General features: G+C 63.7%; 18 protein-coding genes and 1 tRNA gene. 10 read left to right on the top strand and 9 right to left on the bottom strand.

What is annotated here, in order from left to right:
* Positions 1-80: 80 nt before the first annotated feature.
* The 7 genes from F4X08_06070 (at position 81) to F4X08_06040 (ending at position 13,195) form a co-directional block, all read left to right on the top strand.
* Positions 81-638: a hypothetical protein gene (locus tag F4X08_06070; GenBank protein MYD25358.1), complete on the top strand. Its 558-nt coding sequence runs from the start codon at positions 81-83 to the stop codon at positions 636-638.
* 7 nt (positions 639-645) lie between these two features.
* Positions 646-2,856, top strand: coding sequence for an NHLP family bacteriocin export ABC transporter peptidase/permease/ATPase subunit (locus F4X08_06065; GenBank protein MYD25357.1), 2,211 nt, complete (start codon positions 646-648; stop codon positions 2,854-2,856).
* Positions 2,856-5,807 (top strand): ATP-binding cassette domain-containing protein, encoded by a 2,952-nt coding sequence (locus tag F4X08_06060; protein MYD25356.1) that lies wholly within the window; start codon positions 2,856-2,858, stop codon positions 5,805-5,807. Before F4X08_06065 ends, F4X08_06060 begins: the two co-directional genes overlap by 1 nt.
* A 50-nt stretch (positions 5,808-5,857) precedes the next feature.
* Positions 5,858-7,159 carry a hypothetical protein gene (locus F4X08_06055; protein MYD25355.1) on the top strand — a complete coding sequence of 434 codons (1,302 nt, stop codon included), beginning with the start codon at positions 5,858-5,860 and terminating at the stop codon, positions 7,157-7,159.
* 64 nt (positions 7,160-7,223) lie between these two features.
* Entirely contained in the window at positions 7,224-9,632 is a 2,409-nt protein-coding gene (locus tag F4X08_06050; GenBank protein MYD25354.1) for a hypothetical protein, read from the top strand.
* Positions 9,629-12,067 (top strand): TOMM precursor leader peptide-binding protein, encoded by a 2,439-nt coding sequence (locus tag F4X08_06045; GenBank protein MYD25353.1) that lies wholly within the window; start codon positions 9,629-9,631, stop codon positions 12,065-12,067. The genes F4X08_06050 and F4X08_06045 overlap by 4 nt, the downstream gene beginning before the upstream one ends.
* Positions 12,068-12,076: 9 nt before the next feature.
* Complete coding sequence (locus tag F4X08_06040) at positions 12,077-13,195, top strand: hypothetical protein (GenBank protein ID MYD25352.1); 1,119 nt, start codon at positions 12,077-12,079, stop codon at positions 13,193-13,195.
* 143 nt (positions 13,196-13,338) lie between these two features.
* On the opposite strand, the gene F4X08_06035 is transcribed toward F4X08_06040, so the two are convergent.
* The 4 genes from F4X08_06035 to F4X08_06020 are packed head-to-tail and all read right to left on the bottom strand — an operon-like array spanning position 13,339 to position 16,248.
* The gene (locus F4X08_06035; protein ID MYD25351.1) at positions 13,339-13,617 is read right to left on the bottom strand and encodes an NHLP leader peptide family natural product precursor; all 279 of its coding nucleotides are present in this window, start codon (positions 13,615-13,617) and stop codon (positions 13,339-13,341) included.
* A gap of 37 nt (positions 13,618-13,654) precedes the next feature.
* Positions 13,655-15,145, bottom strand: coding sequence for a sodium:solute symporter family protein (locus F4X08_06030; GenBank protein ID MYD25350.1), 1,491 nt, complete (start codon positions 15,143-15,145; stop codon positions 13,655-13,657).
* 3 nt (positions 15,146-15,148) lie between these two features.
* Positions 15,149-15,367 carry a hypothetical protein gene (locus F4X08_06025; protein MYD25349.1) on the bottom strand — a complete coding sequence of 73 codons (219 nt, stop codon included), beginning with the start codon at positions 15,365-15,367 and terminating at the stop codon, positions 15,149-15,151.
* A gap of 38 nt (positions 15,368-15,405) precedes the next feature.
* Positions 15,406-16,248 carry a hypothetical protein gene (locus F4X08_06020; protein ID MYD25348.1) on the bottom strand — a complete coding sequence of 281 codons (843 nt, stop codon included), beginning with the start codon at positions 16,246-16,248 and terminating at the stop codon, positions 15,406-15,408.
* A gap of 177 nt (positions 16,249-16,425) precedes the next feature.
* Here F4X08_06020 and F4X08_06015 point away from each other — a divergent pair, with 177 nt between their 5' ends.
* Complete coding sequence (locus F4X08_06015; GenBank protein MYD25347.1) at positions 16,426-17,208, top strand: SDR family oxidoreductase; 783 nt, start codon at positions 16,426-16,428, stop codon at positions 17,206-17,208.
* 48 nt (positions 17,209-17,256) lie between these two features.
* Here F4X08_06015 and F4X08_06010 read toward each other — a convergent pair whose 3' ends face one another.
* The 5 genes from F4X08_06010 to F4X08_05990 all read right to left on the bottom strand — a co-directional run bounded on the left by F4X08_06010 (position 17,257) and on the right by F4X08_05990 (position 21,706).
* On the bottom strand, positions 17,257-17,961 hold the full coding sequence (locus F4X08_06010) for an NAD(P)-dependent oxidoreductase (GenBank protein MYD25346.1): 705 nt from the start codon (positions 17,959-17,961) through the stop codon (positions 17,257-17,259).
* Positions 17,958-19,184, bottom strand: coding sequence for a hypothetical protein (locus F4X08_06005; GenBank protein ID MYD25345.1), 1,227 nt, complete (start codon positions 19,182-19,184; stop codon positions 17,958-17,960). The genes F4X08_06010 and F4X08_06005 overlap by 4 nt, the downstream gene beginning before the upstream one ends.
* A gap of 143 nt (positions 19,185-19,327) precedes the next feature.
* Positions 19,328-20,212: a phytanoyl-CoA dioxygenase family protein gene (locus F4X08_06000; GenBank protein MYD25344.1), complete on the bottom strand. Its 885-nt coding sequence runs from the start codon at positions 20,210-20,212 to the stop codon at positions 19,328-19,330.
* A 3-nt stretch (positions 20,213-20,215) separates the two neighbouring features.
* Positions 20,216-20,596: a hypothetical protein gene (locus tag F4X08_05995; GenBank protein MYD25343.1), complete on the bottom strand. Its 381-nt coding sequence runs from the start codon at positions 20,594-20,596 to the stop codon at positions 20,216-20,218.
* A 174-nt stretch (positions 20,597-20,770) separates the two neighbouring features.
* Positions 20,771-21,706: a heme A synthase gene (locus F4X08_05990; protein MYD25342.1), complete on the bottom strand. Its 936-nt coding sequence runs from the start codon at positions 21,704-21,706 to the stop codon at positions 20,771-20,773.
* A gap of 138 nt (positions 21,707-21,844) precedes the next feature.
* Here F4X08_05990 and F4X08_05985 point away from each other — a divergent pair.
* Positions 21,845-21,917: transfer RNA gene (locus F4X08_05985), tRNA-Trp, on the top strand.
* A 78-nt stretch (positions 21,918-21,995) separates the two neighbouring features.
* Positions 21,996-22,361, top strand: a complete 366-nt coding sequence (locus tag F4X08_05980; GenBank protein MYD25341.1) for a hypothetical protein — start codon at positions 21,996-21,998, stop codon at positions 22,359-22,361.
* The last annotated feature ends 36 nt before the right edge of the window (positions 22,362-22,397 follow it).

The following is a 22,397-nucleotide window of genomic DNA, read 5'->3' as shown; positions in this document are numbered from 1 at the left end:
ACTATCGTGAGCATGCAAACCGGCCCGACTCGTGAGCGTACTACCCCGCTTAATTACCATGAGGAGACCATTAAACGCCCGTGTTTAACAATCTGCTGAACTCATTTCATGAAACCGTTGCGGAGGCGAAGGAAGACCGCGAGCAACTCGACCGGCTTCTGACGATATCCACGCCGCGGGAACGGCTGCTGGTTGCCGCGATCGCTGTTTTTCTGTGTGCCCTCCTGGCGTGGTTTTTCTTCGGCAGCGTGGCGCGCAGTATCGTGGTGGACGGCGTCATCGTGGAGCAGGGGGAAACCCTTCCCGACGGCGGCATCTCCGTAGAGGCCCTCGCCTGGATCAATAGTGAAATCGCACCGGATATCGCGGCCGGGATGCCGGTATTGATCGAGCCGGAGCCGGCGGATGGAGATACATACGCACCCGGCGGAACGGTTAGAGCCATCGCCGCCGAACCCGTCTCGGGCGGGCCGGCCGCCTTTGAGACCGCGGCGCCGGTATCCGTTCACCGCATCGATATAACGCTCGAGACCGCACTCTCGGAAGACCGGGATCTGGAATCCCTGGCGGGCATGAAGTGCCGGATCGTCATCGAGCTGGGCAGGCAGTCTCCGATCGGGCTGTTCCTCATGAGGTGACCGCAGGATGACGGTGAGCACGACCAAACAAGCCGGCAACAAGAACGCCGCGGACGACTCGGCGCAGCGGATATCCACGCCCGTTCTGCTGCAGATGCACGCATCGGAGTGCGGCGCGGCCTGTCTCGGCATCGTACTGGGATACTTCGGGAGATGGGTGCCGCTCACCGAACTGCGGGAAAAATGCGAGGTGAGCCGGGACGGAAGCAGTGCCGCGAGCATCCTGCGTGCCTCCCGGCACTACGGTCTCGAGTGTAACGGCCTCAGCGTGCGCGCCGAGCAACTGAAAATGCTGGAATTTCCGCTGGTGTTGTTCTGGCAGTTCAGCCATTTCCTCGTCCTCGAAGGAATCGACAGCCGCTACTACTATCTCAACGACCCTTCCACGGGACGGCGCAGGGTCACCGCCGAAGAGTTCGAGAAGAGCTACAGCGGCATTGCGCTTCGCTTCAAGCGCGGCGAGGACTTTACGCCCGGCGGCGAGCAACCCGACCTGTTCAGGCAACTGAACGGCCTGATCGCCGGGTCATGGCGACTGCTGACCGGCGTGGTGGCCTGCGGACTCATGCTGACGATGTTGACCCTGGTCGTTCCGGCATCGCTCGGCGTTTTCGTCGACGACGTCATGGCTAAGCACGGGACCTGGGGCGGATTGGTAACCGCCTTGCTGGGCGGAGGCGTGCTGGTGTATGTCCTGTCTCTCCTCAAGCACCGGTTCCTCAAGCGGCTCGCGGTCCGTGTATCGGTAGCCGGCTACAGCAACGGGATGTCACGGCTGCTTCGCCTGCCGGTGGAGTTCTTTGAAAACAGGCTGGCCGGCGACATCACTGACCGGGTGTCGTCCACCGACCGAATCGCCAAAAACCTGGCGGACCAGTTCCTGGTGCTCGTGATCGACATGGCCATGAGCGCGGTGTTCCTCATTGCGATGTTCGCCTTCGACACCGTACTCACGCTGATCGTGATCGTGCTGGCGCTGCTGCACGCGGTGCTTGCCCGTTTTCTCAACAACCTCAGAGCCGTCCGCAGTCAGACGATGAGGCGGGAGCAGGGGTTGCTGATCGGTCTCGGCATGCAGATGCTGAGCCATGCCGACAATCTGCGGATGACGGGGGCGGACGACCGGTTTTTCTCGCGATGGAGCGGGCAACAGGCCCGGGAGTTGCGCGCACGACAGCTGTATTCGGAACTGGGCTCCGTCAACGCCTCGCTGCCGGGACTGGTCGACGCGCTGCGCAGTGCGGCGATCCTGGGCATCGGCGGCATGATGGTCATGCAGGGAGAAATGTCGCTGGGCATGCTGGTGGGATTCTTCATCCTGGCGGAGATGTTCCTGGCCCCCGTCGAGCGCTTCCTGGAGTTCGCCGAAAACCGCCAGGCCCTCGAAACCGATCTGCAACGGCTCGAGGACATATCCAAAACCGATGAGGATCCGGTCTTTCGTCGCAGAAACCCGGAATCGGATGCGATACACACGTTCAACGGCCGGCTCCAGCTCGCCGGCCAGCTGGAACTGCGTAACGTCACCTTCGGTTACAACCGGAGCCGGCCGCCCCTGATCAAGGACTTCAGCCTCGAGATCAAACCGGGCCAGCGGATCGCCGTGGTCGGTCCAAGCGGATCCGGCAAATCGACCCTCGCGCGGCTTGTATCGGGGGTCTACCAGCCCTGGTCGGGCGAGATCATGTTTGACGACCATTTGCGCGATCAGATCCCCGAGGAGGTGCTGCGGCAATCCATCTCCATGGTGGACCAGGAGATCGTGCTCTTTTCCGCGTCCCTGCGCGACAATATCACGCTGTGGAACCCGGCCATCCCGGACGAAGTCCTCTTTGCCGCGACGCGGGACGCCCAGATTCACGACGAAGTCCTGCTCAGGCCCCACGGCTATGCGACGCTCGTCGAAGAAGGAGGGGCGAACTTCAGCGGCGGCCAGCGCCAACGGCTGGAAATCGCCCGCGCGCTGGTGGGCAACCCCACGGTGCTCATCCTGGACGAGGCCACCAGCGCCCTCGATGCGGCCACGGAGGAATACGTCGATGATGCGCTGCGGCGGCGCGGGGTCACCTGCCTGATCGTGGCGCACCGCCTGAGTACCGTGCGGGACTGCGATGAGATCATCGTGCTGGACCAGGGCATTACGGTACAACGGGGCACGCACGACGAGTTGATCGCCGACCGGGACAGCACGTACTACAAACTGGTCAGGTCGAACTGATGCAGCCCAACGAACCGAAATACTCGCCATTGGCCGAACTCGCCGATCGCTTCGGCGAATCCGTGCCCTGCGCAGGTAACCTGCCCGTCTACCTCGACGACCGGGACAGCGTCTGGTTCATCGACCAGGGCGTCGTCAACCTGTTCCTGGTCGAACTCAAAAACGGGACGGAGCAGGCGGCGCCGCAGCACTTATTGCGCCGGGAATCGGGCTGGCTGCTGCCGGGGGTCGCGCCGCACCGGTTGGGCGGTGAAACAGACACCACGCTCAGTATCATCGCCAGGGGAATGCCGGGCACCCTGCTCAAGCGTCTGCCGGCTTCCCTGCTGTCCCGGGTGGATCCAGCGGAACTGGCGGAACAGACCGACACGTGGCTGACCGCCATTACGGAGACGCTGGCGCGTTTCGCCATCCCCCCTCCCCGTCCGACCGCGCTGGCCGAACCCGGCCTGACGCAGACGCTGGCGCCCTGTACGTTGTCCGTCCGTCGCGGCGTGGTATGGATCTCTGAACCGCCGTCCGGCGCGGGCCTGTTCATGGGGATCGTCGACACGGCGGAACTTGCGGAGACGGGCAGCCCCCACGAGACGGTCATCCCGCTGGCCCGGACGAGTTGGCTCACCCTGGTCGACGAGGCGACGCTGACCGGTCAGTCAACGGAAACACTGGCCCGGCAGGGCAGGCTGCTGGCGGCACTCGCCTCGTTCCACGCGGTCGCATTCACCCTGGAGCGCCTGAACCGCCGGCTGGTCGTTGTAGATGCCGTCAATCTCGAACGGGCGCGGACAGCGAGCCGCCGAACGGCCGAGAACACCGCGCGTCAGCGACTCTACAATATCTACGACCTTCCGACCGACCGGGATGACGGTGCCGAGGATACGGCACTTGCGGATGCCCTGCAGCTGATCGGCCGTCATGAAGGCATCGATTTCAAGATCCCGGCGCGATCGGGCCAATCCGAAACCCCCGTCGGCCTCGTGGACATACTTGACGCTTCCGGCGTGCGCGCCCGGCGCGTGCGTTTCAACGCCGAGGACCGCTGGTGGCACGGTGACAGCAACGCGCTGCTGGCCTACCGCGCCGACGACGGTCGGCCCGTGGCGCTGCTGCCGGGCATGTTCGGACGATACCGTCAAATTGACCCGGCCGGCAATCGACGCACACGGGTCTCGGCGGCCCGCCTGGCCGGTTCGGACGCGCTGGCGGAAGAGGCCTGGATGTTCTATCAGCCCCTGCCGGCAAGGGGTGTGAAACCGGCGGACCTGCTGGGCATCGCCCTGCGCGGCTCGGCCTCGGACTGGGCACGGATGGTGATCGCCGGGCTTCCATACGGCATGATCCGGCTGCTGCCGGCGCTCGCCCTCGGGTACGTAGCGAACCACATCACGACGGGTGGAAGCGCTGGAATGCTATACGCGGTCGCCGTGGCGATTGCGGCCTTCGGCCTGCTCGGCGCAATGCTGCACCTGCTCCAGAACATGGCGATGATGCGGCTGGAGGGGCGCTCGGCCTCCCGAGTCGAAGCCGCCTTCTGGGACCGTCTCATGCGTCTTCCACCCGGCATGCTGCACCGCAATCCGGCGGGCGACCTGGCCATGTCGGGAATGACCTTTCAGCAACTCCGCGACGGATTGCGGGGGGTCGTCGCCAACTGTTTCCTGTCGCTGGTATTCCTGCTTCCGGTTTTCGGCGTCATCTTCTTCTACGACACCACCCTCGGGATCGTCACCCTCCTCTTCAGCCTGGTTTCGCTGCTGGTCACCCTGGTGCTGGGATTGCGCCAGATCTCTCCATACGGATGGATGATCAGGGCGGCCCGGCGCGTGGCCGGCCGGCTCTTCCAGATCGTGGGGGGCATTTCCAAGCTGCGCATGGATAACGCGGAAGGTTCGGCTTACGCCATCTGGGCACGGGATTATCGCGCACAGAAGCGCGCGGAGATCGAACTGGGCGCACTGGAGGGGCATTCTCGGGCATTTGGTGCCGCACTGCCATTCCTTGCCGCCGGCGTGCTCCTGTTCACGGTAATGGAGGCGGGAGATCGCAACATGCCGGTCGGCGATTTTCTCGTCGTTTACACGGTCTTCATCGTGTTTCAGTCCACCATCGCCCGGCTCGGCGAGTCCATCGGCGCCCTGGCCTCCATGCTGCCGGCCTTCGAGCAGATGCGTCCGCTGCTTTCGGCGGCGCCTGAGACGGGTACGGAAGGCGAACCGGTCGAATACCTGGGCGGGGACATCCTGTTCGATCATGTTTCTTTCCGCTACGACGCCGACGGACCACTGATCCTCGACGACGTAACGATTCGCGCTCATCCCGGCGAATTCGTCGCCATTGCCGGGGAATCCGGCGCCGGGAAGAGCACCCTGTTCCGGCTTGCGCTCGGCATCGACTGGCCGACCGCCGGGGCGGTATACTACGACGGGCGCGACCTGAGGCACCTGAATCTGAAACAGGTGCGCCGGAAGATCGGCGCGGTACCCCAATCGGTCGGACTCCATCCCCAGGATCTCTGGGACAACCTCGTCAGCCACTATGAAGGCGTGTCGACCGATGAAGTATGGGCGGCGGTCCGGACCGCCGAGGTCGAAGACCAGATCAAGGCCATGCCCATGGGCATGATGACCATGGTGGGCACCAGCGGTTCCGTTCTGTCGGGCGGCGAGAGCCAGCGCATCACGATCGCCCGCTCGGTGATCGGCAGCCCGCGTATCATGTTGTTCGACGAGGCGACGAACTGGCTGGACAACGAGAACCAGTCCAGCGTGATGCGGAACCTGGCCGCGCTGACTTCCACTCGCCTCGTCATCGCCCATCGCCTGTCCACGCTCGAGCAGGCCGATCGCATCTACGTGCTGAAAGCCGGCAAGGTCGTCCAAAGCGGCTCTTTCAACGAACTGAAGGAGACCGACGGGGTATTCAAGGAACTGATCAGGCGGCAAATCGCCTGATCCGCACGCCGCACGTTCGGACAAGACCCGTGTAAACGGAGCAGACGTTCATGAAAAAGTCCTCTAATGCGGTCGATTTACTTATCTTGAAAGCGGGCGACGACGACGAATTGAGGAAACGTCTCCTTGCCAGGCCCAAAGAGACCATCGAGCAGGAGTTCGGCGTGACGATGGCTGAAGACCACGAGATTCACGTGCACGAAGAGACCGCCGCCGCGACCCATATCGTCCTGCCCCCTCGCAACCGATTTACCAGGGAGGAACGGGAGGAGGCGCGCACCGGCGCGTCGTCCTTCGCGTTTCTGCGCAAGACCATGCACGATCCCGCCCCGCCCCTACGGCCGCCGGGTGACGAGGCGGGGCGCGTCCCCGGTAGCGACGCCGGCGCCGAGGTGCTGGCGGAAGCGGCCAGAGAAAGCATCCGCCGTGGCCTTGACTTCCTTGAGTCGACGATAGACGAGCATGGCGCCTGGCACTGCATCCGGTTCAACGTGGCCGATCCGAAGGTGCCGCGGCACTTCGAAAGGCCTCCCTTCATTTCGGCGTTCTGCGTCCTTGCCCTGGAAAATTGCCGGGAAGCGAAGGCCAGATCCATCTGCACCGCGACCAGCACTTATCTGGTCGACACCATCGAATATCCCGGATTCTGGCGCTATTACCGTCATCTTCCCCAGGATCTCGACAGCACCTCGCTCTGTTCCCTGGTGATCGGAACGCACCCCTGGATCCTGCTGGGGAGGAACATACCTCGGATACTGGCGAACCGCGATGGGGAAGGCCGCTTCATGACCTGGATGCTGGAGGGCGACGAACCCGATGTCGTGTCGCGATTTCGCATCGAAGCCGACCCCGTAGTCAACGCAAACGTCATCGCCTGGCTCGGCGACTGCCCGGAAACCAGGGATGCCCAGCGATGGCTGGAGGCGCTGATCACCGAAGGCGATCTCAAGGACGCGTCCAAGTGGTACCCCGACGAGATCGCGATCTGTTACGCGGTCGCCCGGGCCGTGCGACGCGTGTCGCCCGCCCTGGATCGGCTGCGCCCGGTCCTCGCGGATCGTGTCCTGGGCCTGGCGGACGAAGAGGGCGGTTACGGCAACGTCCTGCAGACCGCCCAGGCCGTGTCGACGCTCTGCGACGCGGGATGCCTGGAAAGGACCGACGCGACGCGGCCGTTGAGGCGCATCCTGACCGCGCAACGCGGGGACGGCAGTTGGCCGGAACTGCTCGCCTTCGGCGATCAGACACTGAAGTTCGGCGCGGTAGGACAAATAGGCCATGGCTCCGAAGCCGTGACCACCGCGTTCTGTATCGAAGCGCTCGAGCGTTTAGCCGCCTTCCTGCGAACCTGAGTCTTGCGGTGACGAGAAAACGCCCGCGCAGGTGCCAGGTTATGCTGACCAAGGAGGTGTAGCCATGTCACAAAATCCAGTTGAAATCGACCGCGCTGAAACCAATGGCACCGGACCGGGCCAGGCCGATGCAACGCAGGAGATCGAGCCGTCCATCCTGACCGCCCTCCCGCATTACCTGCCGCTGGGCGTTTTCCCGTTGATTCTGCTCGCCGCGTTGTGGGGCGGATGGTGGCTCCTGCCGCCCATGGTCTTCATGAGTCTTTCCTGGTCCTTCGACCGGGTGTTCGGACGGGACGGACGCATAATGGATCCGTGGAAGACGCCGAAACACCGCCTGATCTGGCACAATCTGCCGGTCTGGTCATGGGCGTTTCTGTGGCCGCCCACCCTGGTCTTCGGCCTGTGGCAGATCCTGGTGGCGGATCCCTTCGTCTGGTGGCAGGACGTTGTGCTGGCCATCATACTGACGATGGAAGCACAGGCCGTGTTCGTGGTAGGCCACGAACTGATTCACCGGCGCACGACCTGGGAACGCCGGATCGGCGAGTTCCTGCTGTCTTCCGCTTCCTATCCGCAGTATGCCACGGAGCACGTCTATATCCACCACGCCCTGGTCGGCACGCCCTACGACGTGGGGTCCGCGCCGAAGGGGGAGAGTTTCTGGCGGTACATGCCCAAGGAAATCGTCAGCAACCTCGTCAATTCATGGGAAGTGGCACGAGAACGCCTGGCACGGCGCCGCCGGACCATGTGGCATTACAGCAATCCCTTCTGGCGCTACGGCTTCGGCGTCGCGTTCTGGTACGCACTGGTTTTCTGGATGGGCGGGATCTGGGCGGTCCCGGTCTTCGCCTTCCTCGGCCTGTCCTGCGTCTTTTCGATGAAGATCAGCAACTACTTCCAGCACTACGGCCTGCGCCGGGTCCGCCTGGAAAACGGCCGGTGGGAGAAGATCATGCCCCGCCATTCCTGGAGTGCCGACTGGAAGTTCAGCAACTGGATGCTTTTCAATGCGCAGCGACATGCCGACCATCACGCGGTGGCATCCCGCCAGTATCCCCTGCTGCAGGTCAGTCTCGACGAATCGCCGGAACTGCCAGGCACCTACTCCGATATGATGAACATCGTCCTGAAGCCCAAAAAGTGGTTTGAAAAGATGGACCCGCTGGTGGACCAGTGGCGCAAGCACTTCTACCCGGAGATCGAAGACTGGAGCGTCTACGACAGTCCCCTTGCCGCGAAGCGTCCCGACGCCTTTGACATGATCGTCGAGATATTTGGCGCCGCGCCGCGGCTCGCGAAATGGATCGAACGGAACCCGGAGCTCCTGGATAACCTGCAGGAACAGGAATTCCTCGATCTCGACCTGCCCAAGGGATTCGAGCAGGACGAGGAGTTCGAGTCGATCGCAAGGCGCGGGCTTGCACGGGTCTACTGGACCTACGAAATGGGCGTTCAGGAAATGAAGGACCTGATCGTCGAGTTGCCCGTGGTCGACGCGAGGGAAACCGCCGAGATCGTGCGGAACTGGTCGAACGACAAGGCGTTTCAGATCGGCATGCACGTGGTGCGCGGAAACCTGCTCCCGGCGGAGGCGCGGACGGCGCTGTCCAATCTCTCCGAAGCGTCGGTTTCGACGGTGCTTGCCTCCGTGGTGGCGGATTTCGGCGAGCGGTACGGCACGGACAGCGTGGGCGAGGTCGCCGCCATCTTCCTGGGTGATCTGGCCAGCCGGGAAGCCTATCCCGGCGTAGCGGTCGACATGCTGTTCGTCCATGACGGCGCGCAGTCCGGCGCGAATGAACGCCTGTGCCGGAGTTTCCGCAAGGCCCTGGCCGACCTGGCGCAGGACAACCTGTTGTTCTCCCCGGTCTCCGCCGGCGTGGAGGCCATGCCAGCGGTATCGCTCTCCGATCTGGCCGAGCAAGCCCGTGACCCGGCTTCCGGCGGGGTTCCCGTGCTCACCCGGACCCGTTGTGTCTTCGAGACCGAGGGTTCCGGCATCGGAAGCCGCTTTGATGATGCGCGGCGCCGGGTCCTGGCCGAATGCAGTACGGACGCGGCGGTGTACGCCGGATCGGGCGGACAGCCGGCAGGCCGCGCAGAGACGAGTGTGTCCGCATACGCCCAGATGCCCGGCGGATTGAACGATGTCGAGCAGGCCGCGCGCTTCCTGCAGTTGAACCGTGCCGGTGACTTCCTCGACGATCCTGCGCCGTCCGCCGTGGCGGTGTTCGATGCCGCCGGCGACGAGCCGCTGGCGCAAGCCGCTAACCTGTGGCGTGACTTGCAGGGGGTCATGCGGCTGGTCGGAGAGGACGGATTCGACGCGGCAACGGCGGGAGCGAAGGTCAAATCCCTGGTGGCGAACGCCTGCGGGCAGCAGGACTTCGATGCGCTGGCGTCGGCGGTCGACGAAACCGCCACCCGCGCCGCCGCCCGGATCGATACGCTCGCCGCACACGCATGAAAGCGCCTGCCGAGAAGACGCGGGAACCCGGGACGCCAGGGACGACCAGCAAGAATGCCCGCCAGGGGAAACTCACGAGAACGACCCCCGATGACCTGGGCCTCGTCGATCTTCCCGCGCTTACCCCGCACTTGCGATCCCACGTCATCGGCGCACAGCAGACGCTGCTGGTTTCCGAGTCCTTCGATACACTGCTGCACGGCGCCCTGCTTTGCGATCTGCTTCCTCTTCTCGACGGCCGCTGTCCCCTGGCCGGCATCGTCGCCGACCTCGAGGGCCGCTATGCCGCGGCCGATGTGCGCGCGGCGATCGTTTCGCTCTCCGACCGGGGCTATGTCATCTCCGCCGATCATGGCATGGACCGGTCCCGGGCGGCATACTGGACGTCCCTCGGCGCATCGCCCCGATGGGTCGAACAACGGCTGGCGGATTCGCGCGTCGCTGTCGACGGCGACGACGGAAGGCTGTCCCGGCAGCTGGAAACGAGCGGCGCCGGCGTGGTGGCCGACGTGGTGGCCGACGACGACGTCCAGCTCAAGGTTATCGTATGCGACGATTACCTCGACGCGCGGTTTGCAGCGGTGAATCGGTGCCGGCTCGAGGCGGGAGCGCCGTGGATGCTGGTGCGTCCGCACGGCATGGAGGCGCTGTTCGGACCCGTCTTTCACGCGGACCGGAAGGGCCCCTGCTGGGACTGCCTGGCCCACCGGCTACGGGGCCACAAGGAGGCCCACCAGTTCCTTCGGCACGTTGCCGGCGAGGATGCCGCCTTCAAGCCGTTCGCCGCCGAACCTGTCGCGCTTGAGGCGGTATACGGGCTGGTTTCGGCTGAAATCGTCAAGTGGCTGGTGCTGGAGGAATCGGCGCCGATCGACGGACAGGCAATTTCGTTGCATGTCGGCGCGGTCGCGAGCTCGACGCATACGGTCCTGCGCCGGCCGCAATGTCCGGCCTGCGGCGAAGAAGCGCTGCACCGGCCCGACCGGCCGCCGGTGCCGCTGCGTCTCAAGGCCAGCCCCAAACTCCACCGCAACAGCGGCGGTGCGCGGGCCGTGACGCCGGAAGCCACCCTGGCGCAATACCGCCACCTTGTGAGCCCGGTAAGCGGCATCGTAACCTGGCTGGCGCGCACGACCAGTGAGCATGACGCCTGGCTTCACGTCTACTGGGCCGGGAGCAATCCCGGTATGAGAAGCCGGAGCCTGAGTTCGCTCAGGCGCAGCCTGCGCAGCAAAAGCGCCGGCAAGGGCAGTACGCGGGAACAGTCCGAGACCAGTGCCCTCTGCGAGGCGATCGAACGTCATTCAGGCGCTTTTAGCGGAGACGAAATCCGTACCCGCGGTCAATTCGTCGATTTCGCCGCCGAAGACCGGGCGATCCACCCCAACGACGTGCAGTTGTTCAGTAACGACCAGCTCGACAACGCGGAAAGCATCAACACGGCAGGCCACCCCTACAACATCGTCCCGCCTCGTTTCAATCCCGCCGCCGAAATCGACTGGACGCCCGTGTGGTCGTTCACGCAAGGACGGCATCGATACCTGCCGACGTCGATGCTCTACAGCATGGCGCCGGAACAGCGCGGACCCGCCGAAGTGATTGCCGATTCCAACGGCTGCGCCGCGGGGAACACCCTGGAGGAGGCCATCCTGCAGGGTTTCTATGAACTGGTCGAGCGCGATGCCTTCGCCATCTGGTGGTATAACCGGCTGAGCGTCCCCGGGGTGGATCTCTCCAGCTTTGACGACCCATTCCTCGCGTCGGCCACGGACTATTACGGACGATGCGAGCGGGAGGTCTGGATGCTCGACGTGACGTCCGATACGGGCATTCCGTCCTTCGTTGCGCTTTCCCGGCGGCCGGACGCGGAAACCGAGGACATCATATACGGCGCGGGCGCCCATGCCGACCCGCGACTGGCGGCCCTGCGCGCCTTATGCGAGTTGAACCAGTGCCTGACGTGGCTTCCCCGGCCCGGTGGAAGCGTAGGCGGCGGTCAATCGGGTCGGTCCGGACTAACCGGTCAGCCCGCACAGTCTGGCCGATCCGGTCGACCTAACCAGCCCATGATCGACGATCCCATGGCGCTAAACTGGTGGAAGACGGCTCGAATCGCCGATTGTGCCTGGCTGGCGCCGTCGACGGACGCGCCGCTCAGGCAGGCCGCGCAGTATCCGGCGATCGAGACCGCGGATACACGGGAAGACGTGGACTGCTGCCGCGCGCTGATCGAAGCCAGGGGCATGGAGTTCCTCGTGCTGGACCAGACCCGGCCGGACATCGGCATGCCGGTGGCGCGGGTCATCGTACCGGGCATGCGCCATTTCTGGGCGAGATTCGCCCCGGGGCGCCTGTACGACGTGCCGGTCGACATGGGCTTTCGCAATCAACCCCTGACCGAGGCCGAATTGAACCCCGCACCGGTCATCGTGTAAGGAGGCAAGGTGAATATCGACGATGCCGTCCTGCACACCCAGGATCGTCTCGCCATAGAGGGCGAAACGATGGCCGAGTTGCTGGCGCAGTTGCGAAATGGGATTTCACCCGGTCTGATCGGAGCGCGGGAATGGGGGCTTGTACTGAAACAATCGACGCAACTGCCCATAACGATGGGCGCCCAGCCCTTCGGTTTTGAACTTCCGCTGCACGATAGCCGGCCCGTGGCGGACTTCGGCGTCTCGCTGGCAAGCGGAAACCGATCGGGGGACTTTTTTGAAGCGCAAGCGCGGACAGACGAGACGGATGAAACGGCTGGAGCGGTAAGGCGGCTGTTCGGGGAAATGGAAGCCGAGCATTCGTCGCTGAGAGAGATCGTGGGGCGGAAGCTGATGCTGGAGTATGACGTAGGCTCGGCGCCGGGTGAAGAAAAATCGTTGCCGGGCCTGTTTCTGCGGCCCAACGAACGCACGCTGTTCGGCGGCGCCGGACTCCAGCATGACGTCGGCATCGTGGTCGACGCCCTCGTTTCCAGCGTCGGTTGGGAAAGGATAGCCGCTGAGCGAGAAAACGCCGAACGGGTCTACCTGGCGCAACCGGAAGACACGCGCCTGGACTCCTTCGGCGTGTTTCCGTCCCGGAAGCGCACGGTCCGCCTGGCGATCATGGGTTTCAGCGCGGAGGACGGAATCGGCCCTTATCTTGAAAACACCGGATGGCCGGGGCAGGTTTCCGCGGTCGAATCCGTGCTCGCGCGCCTGAGGGAAAGGGCGGACATCGTGAGCGCTGGCTTAAACGTAGACGTGCGGGCAGACGGGCTGGGGCCCACACTCGGGCTGACGCCCATCGTCAAGCAGAGGTACACGCAGGATTCCCGTTACTGGATCGACGGCATGACCGACTGGGATCCCGTTCTGGATGCGTTGGGCTATGAGGATTATGTCGTTCCGGAGAAGCTCGCGGCCCTTGCGGACTGGGCTTCCAAACCCACGACATTGTTTGGCAAGACCGGGCCTTTTCTCATGTTGCGAGGCATACATCACATCAAGCTGGTCATATCCGGAAACCGGCTGGCACAGGCCAAGGCCTATCTATACATGGTGCTTTCCGGTGCGCACGCGAACTGAACGCCATTCGCTCGAACCGAGCGAAACGTCAGGCCATCAAAGCAAAAGTCCTCCTCGACCAGGATGATCGGGGAGGACTTTTTTTATCTACCACATCATGCGACTGCCAGGCATCCGCATGACAACCGGTGTGTTGATTCGATTTACCAGCAGCAGCAGAGTCCGGCCGAGACGGCTTCAAGCTGCTCCTCGGTGATATTCGCATCCGGGGGCAGTGCGATATGTACCGTCTGCATATCGCTTTCGTGGACCTGGATCGACATGGATTCCGGCATCGTAATGTCCAGTTCCTCACAGATGGTCGACTTCGGGTCCGCGATCAGCTTTTGCCTGAAATCCGAATCCAGGGAGGACTTCTCTACGATCTGCTTTAACATTTCATCGCCACTTCTCATGATTTTACTCCTTTCGAAAATTGACATCCGACTATGTTCCGACGTAGCGACTAATATATGTCATTTAGTTACAAAAGTCAAGTATATTCGGTGATCTGAACCGATGGGAACGCCCTGCCCAACTCACCGCCACCCCCACAATCACGTTCAGCGCAAGGCCCAGCACGCCGGCGTGCCAGCCCCAGACCTTGCCCATGCCCGCGAGGGTCAGCCCGGCCGCGAGTACCGTGCCCGCGGCCATGCCCGCGGCCGCGCCTGACGCGCTGAATCGCGGCCACAGCACCCCAAGTACAAACAGCGGGGCAGTCTGGATCAGCACCTCCATCTTCAGCTCGATGAGTCCCCACAGGGTGAGATCCGGCGTCAGGGCGATGAGGACCAGGATGGCCATGATGATCCAGGACAGGCGCTTCCCCCACGCGGTATGGCGCGCTTCCGGGAGCGAACCCATCCGGAACCGGCCCAGCACGTCCTTGACGAGCAGGGAAGAGAGGCTGAGCAGGACGGAGTCGGCCGTCGACATGATCGCCGCGACGATGCCGGTGAGGACGAGCACGGTCATGACGTAGAGCCAGAGCGATTCGGCGGCCCAGACCCGAAGCAGGCGGGGCATGACCTGGTCGGTTTCGACACCCTCCAGGCCCGATAGCTGCGGGATGGCGAGGATCCCGACGAGCACGACCGCCGAGATGGTGGCCAGGGGCATGAAGGCCATGAAGGTGAACGACCGCTTCAGGCTGCGGGTGCTCCGGGCGGCGAAGATGCGTTGTATGGCCTGGGGATAGACGGCGGCGGCGAAGCCGACCAGCAGGATGGTGCTGATCCAGGTACGGATCGTTTCTCCCTCGGGAAGCGCGGCTTTCGCAGGCTGATGGGCGATGATCCACGCCGTCGCTTCACCGAGGCGGTCGCTCCCCGCGACCACGGCGGCCAGCATGCCCAGCAGGCCGACGAAGAGAAGCAGGCCCTGGATGCAGTCGGTCCACGCCACGGCCTGCATGCCGCCGAGGGTCTCATAAAACAGGATGATGACCGCGAGGATCACCACGCCCGCCCAGAACGGAATGGCGCCGCCAGACAGGCCGGAAACGATGTGCCCAACCGCCAGGAGCTGCGCGAGCAGGTAGTTGGCGATGGCGACCACGAACAGCACGCCGGCGAAGAGGGTCAGTCCGGATCTTCCGTCCGCACCGAATCGATGGGTGATCCAGTCGCCCGGCGTCACGAAGTTGCCCCGCTGCGACGCGCGGTAGAGCGGCGGCGCGAAGAGCAGGTAGGCCACCACGATGGCCATCATGAAACCGACGCTCATGATCCAGGCGTATCCCAGCCGGTAGGCCTCGCCTGGATAGCCGATGAGCGTGTTTCCGCTGTACTGGGTCGCGTAGAGCGTGAAGAAGAGAACCAGGGCGCCCAGGTTCTTGCCCGCCAGGTAGAAGGAGGACATGGAATCGTCCCGGCGGCGGGACCGGGCCACGTATCCCAGGACGATCATGAAGACGAGGTAGGCGGCCAGGAAGGCGAAGGCGCCGGGGCCGTAAGGCTGATCCGCCATGGGTTATCCGTCCTCCCTCCAGTATCGGTGTATCACGAACGCGGTGAAGCACGCGATGGCCAGGCAGGCCGCCAGGCAGATCACGACCCAGTACGGAACGCCGATCCAGACCGGGACCGGTTCAATCTCCGGGAGGTACCACGGTATCGACAGGGCGAAGAGGGCCGCGTAGACGGCCCAGATCCATCGGGGAAAATGTCGGTCGGAAGGGAGAGGATTCATAGATGCATGCGGGGATGTATTCAGGGAAATTCGGTCCGTCAAACGCGGACGTATTTATGCACGAGGTTCTCCACGCCCACCTCGCCCACGTAGATATCCCCGTGGCGGTCGACCCAGACGCTGTGGGCGCCATGGGCCCGGTCGACCGGTCCGCCCCGGACGACCCACTGGGCGATGAGCCTTCCGTCCATGTTCATGATGGTGACCCCGCCGCCCTCGCCCAGGAAGACCGTATCCTCGTCATCGACAAACAGGCCGCAGGGCGCGGGACGGCCGGGCCATTCCGAGAGGAAGCTGCCCTCGGAATCGAAAACCTGGATCCGGTTATTGGTCTCCCGGTCGGCGACGAGCAGGCGGCCGTCGGACACGGGGAAGATGTTGTGCGGGAGGGTGAACCGGCCGGGTTCGGCACCTCTTCCGCCCCAGGTCCGGACCAGGTCTCCAGAGGGCGTCATCCGGTGCACGAAACACTGCCCGTACCCGTCGGAGACGTACAGGTCCCCGGAAGCGCCTTTGACGGCGCGCGTCGGCATGTTGAAGGGTTTGCCCGGCTCTCCGGCCCGGTTCGGCTCTCCCAGCGTCTGTAGCAGGGTGCCGTCGGTCGCGAACACCCGGACGGTATGATCTCTGCAGTCCGGAATGAAGATCCTGTCCTCCCAGTCGATCCATATCTCGTGGGGCAGGGCCAGTATGTCGTGACCCCATTCGTCCAGCAGGCGGCCGTCCCGGTCGTAGACCACCACGGCGGGACTCGGCTCCCTGTCGACGACGTAGACCCGGTCCCGCGAATCCACGGCCACGGCCGTGGCGATGCCCAGCGTGCGCTCGGATCCCCACTCCGGCACCTTCTCGTAACAATAGTCTCCGCTCCCCCAGATCATGGTCTGCTCCTCAGGCGAAATGGCTTCAGATCTCTACTCGTGGACCTGCAAGGCGTTACGGCTTACCTGTCGAATCCGGCGGGTACAAAGGCTTTGTCCCGCATGATGGCACGATATATACTTTGTCGATACACCGTCTAGTAATTGTCTACAAAGTTGAACGACAGGAGCCTACTCATGGGCGTACTCGACAGCTTTTCCCTGGCCGGACGCATCGCCGTCGTCACGGGCGGCGCCGGACCGCAGTTCGGAAGCAGCATCTCCGAGGCCCTGGCCGAGGCCGGCGCCACGGTGGTCGTCGCTTCGCGGGACCTGGAAAACAACCGGCAGTTCGTCGCAGGACTGAACGAACGGGGATTCGACACCCACCCCGAGGCGCTGGACATCACGAGTACCGAATCGATCGACGACCTGAAACGACGAGTAATGGACCGTTACGGCCGCGTGGACGTCCTGGTCAACAGCGCCGTGGTCGGCCGCGGCGGCGGTTTCGACGAGCAGACTCCGGACTACTGGGCCGCCAGCGCCCAGGGGAACATGGTGGGGCTCTTCGCCCTTTGCAAGGCCTTCGTCCCCGTCATGGCCGGCCAAGGTAGCGGCAGCATCATCAATATATCGAGTATCTACGGCGTCGTGGCCAACGACCCCGGCCTTTACGAAGAAACCGGCATGAAGCAACCGCCGGACTACACCTTCGTCAAGGGGGGCATGATCAATTTCACCCGGTACATCGCGAACTACTACGGGAAGCAGGGCGTACGGGCCAACTGCATCTGCCCTGGCGGATATTTCAATGAACAGCCCGGACCGTTCGTGCAACGGTATGAACATCGCGTGCCGCTTGGACGCATGCTGGACAACGAGGACCTCAAGGGCGCGGTGGTCTTCCTGGCCTCCGACGCGTCCGGGTACGTCACCGGGGTCGCGCTCATGGTCGACGGCGGCTGGACGTCGCTTTAACCGGACACGGCCAGGCGCGTTCGGCCGCGGCCAGACGCGCCAGAAAGATCAGGCTTCCGGATCGATGACTGATTTGTCCTGGGGGAAATAGTCGATCGCCTGGCGGCCGTGATCCAGGTCGTACAGGTCCCACGTGCTGTCGGACACACCGAAAACGACCTCGAACCGGACGCAGGGGTGGATGACCGCCCGTTCGAACACCCGCACCGCGTCTCCGTGACTGAGGTGGTGGGGATGGCCGGGCAGGTCCCGCTGTTTCTGAAAGTTCCCGATGCGCACGCATACGACCTCCATGTCGAACCGCACCGCGTACATGTATCCCAGGCTTTCCCCGAAGACCTTGCTGATGGAATAGTAGCTCTCCGGACGGGGCGGCATGTCGATCCTGCGGTACACGTCCTGCGGATATGGCGCCAGCAATCCGGCCCTGCTGGCGAAGGCCACCCGGCGCACGCCATTGTGATTGGCCGCTTCGAACAGCGTATAGGTCCCGATGAAGTTGGCGTGGAGGATTTCCTCCCACGACGCGCCGCCGGAGGGATTGCCGGCCAGGTGGATCACCGCGTCCATCCCTTCGGTGGCCTGAAGCACCGCGTCCATGTCGGTGATGTCCGCCACGACTTCGTCTTCCAGGCCCGGAGTCGGCACCCGATCGAAACCGCGGAGGGGGTATTTGTCTTTAAGTCCGTTTACGATGGTTGTTCCGATGACGCCGGCGGAACCTGTGACGAGTATGCGGGGTGTTTCGTTCATTCCGACTCCTTGCGCATGAAGGGTCCACGGCGTTCGATCCAGTCGTAGGTCTCCTGCCAGGATGAACTGCCGTCTTCTTCCCAGATGTCCAGCCGGATTCCCCGGATGTTGCCTTCGGTGAAACCGGTCAGCCGATGGACCGAGGGATACCCGATGGTATAGTAGATGTTGCCGCTGGGCAGGCGGGTCTTCGCGATGTGCCGGGGAAGCTCGGTGACCGGGTTCCCGGCGATGCGCACCAGTTCGTCTTCGTCGACTTCGACGCCGAGGCCGGGTCCCTCCGGCACGGGCGAACAGCCGTCCGCCACCTCGATCCGGCCGCCGGTCACGTCCTCTCCGTACTGGTCGTCCAGGTTGACCGTATGCATCACGTTGGGAATCACCGCGCCGAGGTGGAGCGCCATCGCCTTATTGAGCGTGCCCCCGGTCATCTGGATCACGGTGGAGACGTTCGCCTCGGCACAGGCGAACCCCCGCTTCAGGCTCATTCCGATGCCGTGCTCGCCGATCATGTAAGCGTCGGCGCATCCAAGGGCGATCTCAGGACCGCCGCCCAACTGCGGCACGTGCATCAGCAGGGGGATCGACGTCTGCTCGCGCAGGCGCCGCCAGCCCTCCACGTCGCGCCAGGCCATGGGATCCTCGATCACGCCGACGACGGGCGACTTCTCGAGGTGCTCGACGATGCGCGACACGTCGGCGAGTGACCGGTTGTGATTGAAGTCGTAGTGCATCTTGAATCCGGCCGGAGCGACCTCTTCCACGGCGCTGTTCTGCTCGTATACATCGTAGTACTCGCCCGTGTGCATCTTGAAGATCATGTACCCTTCGTCCACGGCGCGCACCACCTCGTCGGCCAGTTCTTCGGGGGACGCTACGCGGGTCCACGCCGCGACGGGCACCCGGTCCCGCACCTTCTGTCCCATGAGCTTGTAGGCCGGGATCTCGAGATGCCTGCCCATGAGATCGTAAAGCGCGCCCATGAGACCCACGGGATAGCCCGCGTTGATGTGGTCGAAGGGACTGCTGCCGGTCAACCGCTCCACGTCCCCGATGTCCATCGTGACGTGACCCCGGCTCTCCCCGAACCCGACCACCCCGTTGTCTGCGGTGACCTTGAAGACCGTCTGGGTATCGATGGTCCTGAACTGGACCGTCTTGTCGACGTTCCGTTCCGCGAGTTTCGGATTGATATGGGTAATTGCGATGTCGGTAATTTTCATGGCCTGCTTCTTTCCGTGCGGAATTCACCCTCCGGCGACCGCACTTTTTGTGCGATGGGTTGATGGTCTTGGTTGCGACGGTCCCTACTCGGCCCGACGCCCGGTCCGTGTTCCCGTGCCGGACCGCAGCCACCCGCCGGACCTTACGGGTTCGCCAGCGACCTGGGCGCCCCCTCCTGGTTCACGCCTTCCCGGACGGTGGTGGCGATGGGCCAGCACTGTCCGCCTCTTTTCCGGTACTCGTCCTCCGCGCCGCAGAGCCAGGTGAACATCCGTGCGGCCGCGATGGCGCCCTGGAACTGCTCGAACACGCCCGACGGCGGATCGAATTTGATGGTGTTGAAGTCGATGTCCTCTTCCGTGATCCAGTCTCGCCGCGGCGGTACGGTCCGCCAGTAGTTGTACTTGAGCAGGTTGCGGAACCTGCTCTTGCCTCTCGGGCCCGATGTGGCCCGCGACCTGCGGTGCCAGATCCCGTAGACGGTGAGAAAGATCGTGCCGGCCGGACCGGCCGACGATACGGTCCCCCGTATGGAGCCGAGATGGGCCATCATGGGCGCCTTGTTCCGCATGAAGTGCGACCCGGGCAGCACCACGGTCGGCCCCATGTCCTCGGTGCATTCCTCCGGATAGTAGAAGACCTGCAGGTATTCCAGCTGGTCCGTATAGATCGTGCCGCCGTCCCGGTGCCAGTTCTGGGGCTGGTCGAAGGGCAGGGGACCCCGGTGGTTGCTGATGATGAGCGGCAGAGTGAAGCCGCTTCCCAGGAGCGACCGGACGGCGCCCGCCGCCTGCGGGTTCATGAGCACGCCGTCCAAGAAGAAGGACTCCTTCATGATGGGCGTGGGCTCGTAGGTACTGTCGACGCGGTCCAGGTAGTCGATGACCTGCCTGTTGACGTCGTCCGGCACGACACCGGGGAGCATCAGGTAACCGTTCCGGCAGAAATCGACCACCTCGCGGTCCGTCAGCGTCGGCGCGCAGTCCATCTTTTCTCCGTAAGGCGCTCCGGTCATCGCGGTCTCCATCTCCTATCTCCATCGCTCCAGCACGAACTCGTATCCGAGCCCGTAGGTATCCTGTTCCCGCATGGCGAGGGACGCTTCGGGAAACTTGATGATGCGCCAGCCGTCGTCCAGGGCCTCCTTGATCGACCGGTACCGGAATTCGCCGTTGTCGTCGAGCCCGTCGGAATCCGTCCCGTCTTCGTAGATACTGATGCCGACCACCGCTGAATGGGGGTTGGTCGTGGGCGCTTGCAGATAGAGCAGGCTCTGGCGGCCGTCACCCGGGCTGTGCTTCGCTTCGGCGTTTTCCGACAGGGCGATCGCTTTGTCGATGTCCTCCCTGGTCAGCACGCCGTCTTCGAAACGCACTTTGATCGTTTTCAACTGCGCGGTCAGTGGGTCCATCGTTCCTTCTCAGGACGGGTCGGCCGGAGCCTGCCGGGGTCGGCCGGCGTCTGCCGGGGTCGGCCGGCGTCTGCCGGGGTCGGCCGGCGCCTGCCAGGGCTGAAGCGGAACTCAAAAGAGAAACTTGAGCAAAAATAACCGGACGGCGGAAATGTGAAAAGAAGAAAACCTTGATTATCGGCGTGAGGCTCTAACCATGAGCAGAAACATGCATTCTCCGCAGACCAGCAGTGTGGCCAGCGTGAGGTGAAGGACCTGCGCCCCCGGCGGCAGGCCGCCGTAAGCCAGGACGACCCCCAGCGCGATCTGCAGCAGGATGGCGGCCAGGATGAACCGGGCGGCTGCGTTAAGCTGCCCGGCCATGCCGTGTCGCCGCACCGCCCGGTAGAGGAGCACGCCGGCAATCAGGACCAGCCAGGAAGAAAACCGGTGCACGTGGTCGACGAGGCCGACCTGGGCCAGCCATTCGCCCCGGGGCAGGCCGCCGTCGTCCTTGATGAAGGGATCGATGCCCTCCCGTACCTGCGTGCCGATGAGGACCTGGATCGCCGTAACGGCCAGGAGCGCAAACCCCAGCCGCAATAGGACGGACCGTCCCCGCCCGGTGAGTTCGACGCGCAGGCGCTGTTCCATGGACTGGAAAGTCACGTAGAGCAACAGGCACAGCAGGATGACCGCCAGGGCCATGTGGAGCGTAATGATCCCGGGCTGAAGGCCGGACCTGACCACCTGCCCGCCCAGCCAGCCCTGGAAGCAGACCAGCACGAAACACAGGCCCGCGCAATAGAAGACCACCGGTTGCGTCATTCGATATCGAAACGAACGCAGGAAGGTCACGAAGACGAGTATCCCGATGACGACGCCCACGAGTCGGTTGGCGTATTCGGTCCACATCTTGACCGGGTTGAAGTCCGCGGGATCGTAGCCCTTCTCCCGGACATAGGCCATGTCCAGTGCTTCCACGCTCGCCGGCGGCAGCCAGGAACCCCAGCACCTGGGCCAGTCGGGACAACCCAGGCCCGCGCCCGTTATCCGTACCAGGCTGCCTACGGTGATCAGGAGTATCGTAGCCGCCAGGGTAGCGAGGGCCGTTTTCTGAAAGGCGTTCATGATAGGGCATCTTAGACCGCCGCGCCTTTTTCGGCAAGGGATATCGGGTGGTGAAGGACGGGCCCGGCGGCGGAAATTCGGTTGCCAATCCGGGCGCGTCGATGTATCTTGTGCCGTGCAGTTCGAGGCGGTATTTCAAGGGGCATAGCTCAGCTGGTAGAGCGGCGGTCTCCAAAACCGTAGGTCGCGGGTTCGAATCCTGCTGCCCCTGTTCCCTGTCACAGGCCGACCGCCGCCGCGGCTCACAGGCCGAGCGCCGCCACGGCCGCCTTGACGGAACGGACGGGCCATGTCTTTCTTCGAAGTGGAAACCTGGATACCCAAGCCCGACCGGAAAGTCGATCACGACGAAATGATACGGACCTGGTTCGCCTTCGTGGAGGCCCACAAAGACGACCTGTTCCCCGAATGGCGGTCCGCCCGCTACTTCCGTGAGGTGGAACGAAACTCCGGCCTGGCCACGGGCCGCTACGTGATGGTGTTCGAGTACGTGTCCCACGAAGGATTCCTCGCGTACAAAGAACGACGCAGGGACTGGTCGGGGCCCTATGCGGAATACAAGAAAGTGGATCCCTACCAGTTCTTCGACCTGGAATCCGTAACCGAGACCTGTTGGATGCCGGAAGAGCAGGACCGTTGGCTGGATTTCACCTGAGGACCACAAGATACCGCCATCGATACAGGTGTGACC

The sequence above is a fragment of the Gemmatimonadota bacterium genome (genome assembly GCA_009841265.1).
Classification (GTDB): domain Bacteria; phylum JAAXHH01; class JAAXHH01; order JAAXHH01; family JAAXHH01; genus JAAXHH01.
This window is presented reverse-complemented; position numbering and strand designations above follow the sequence as displayed.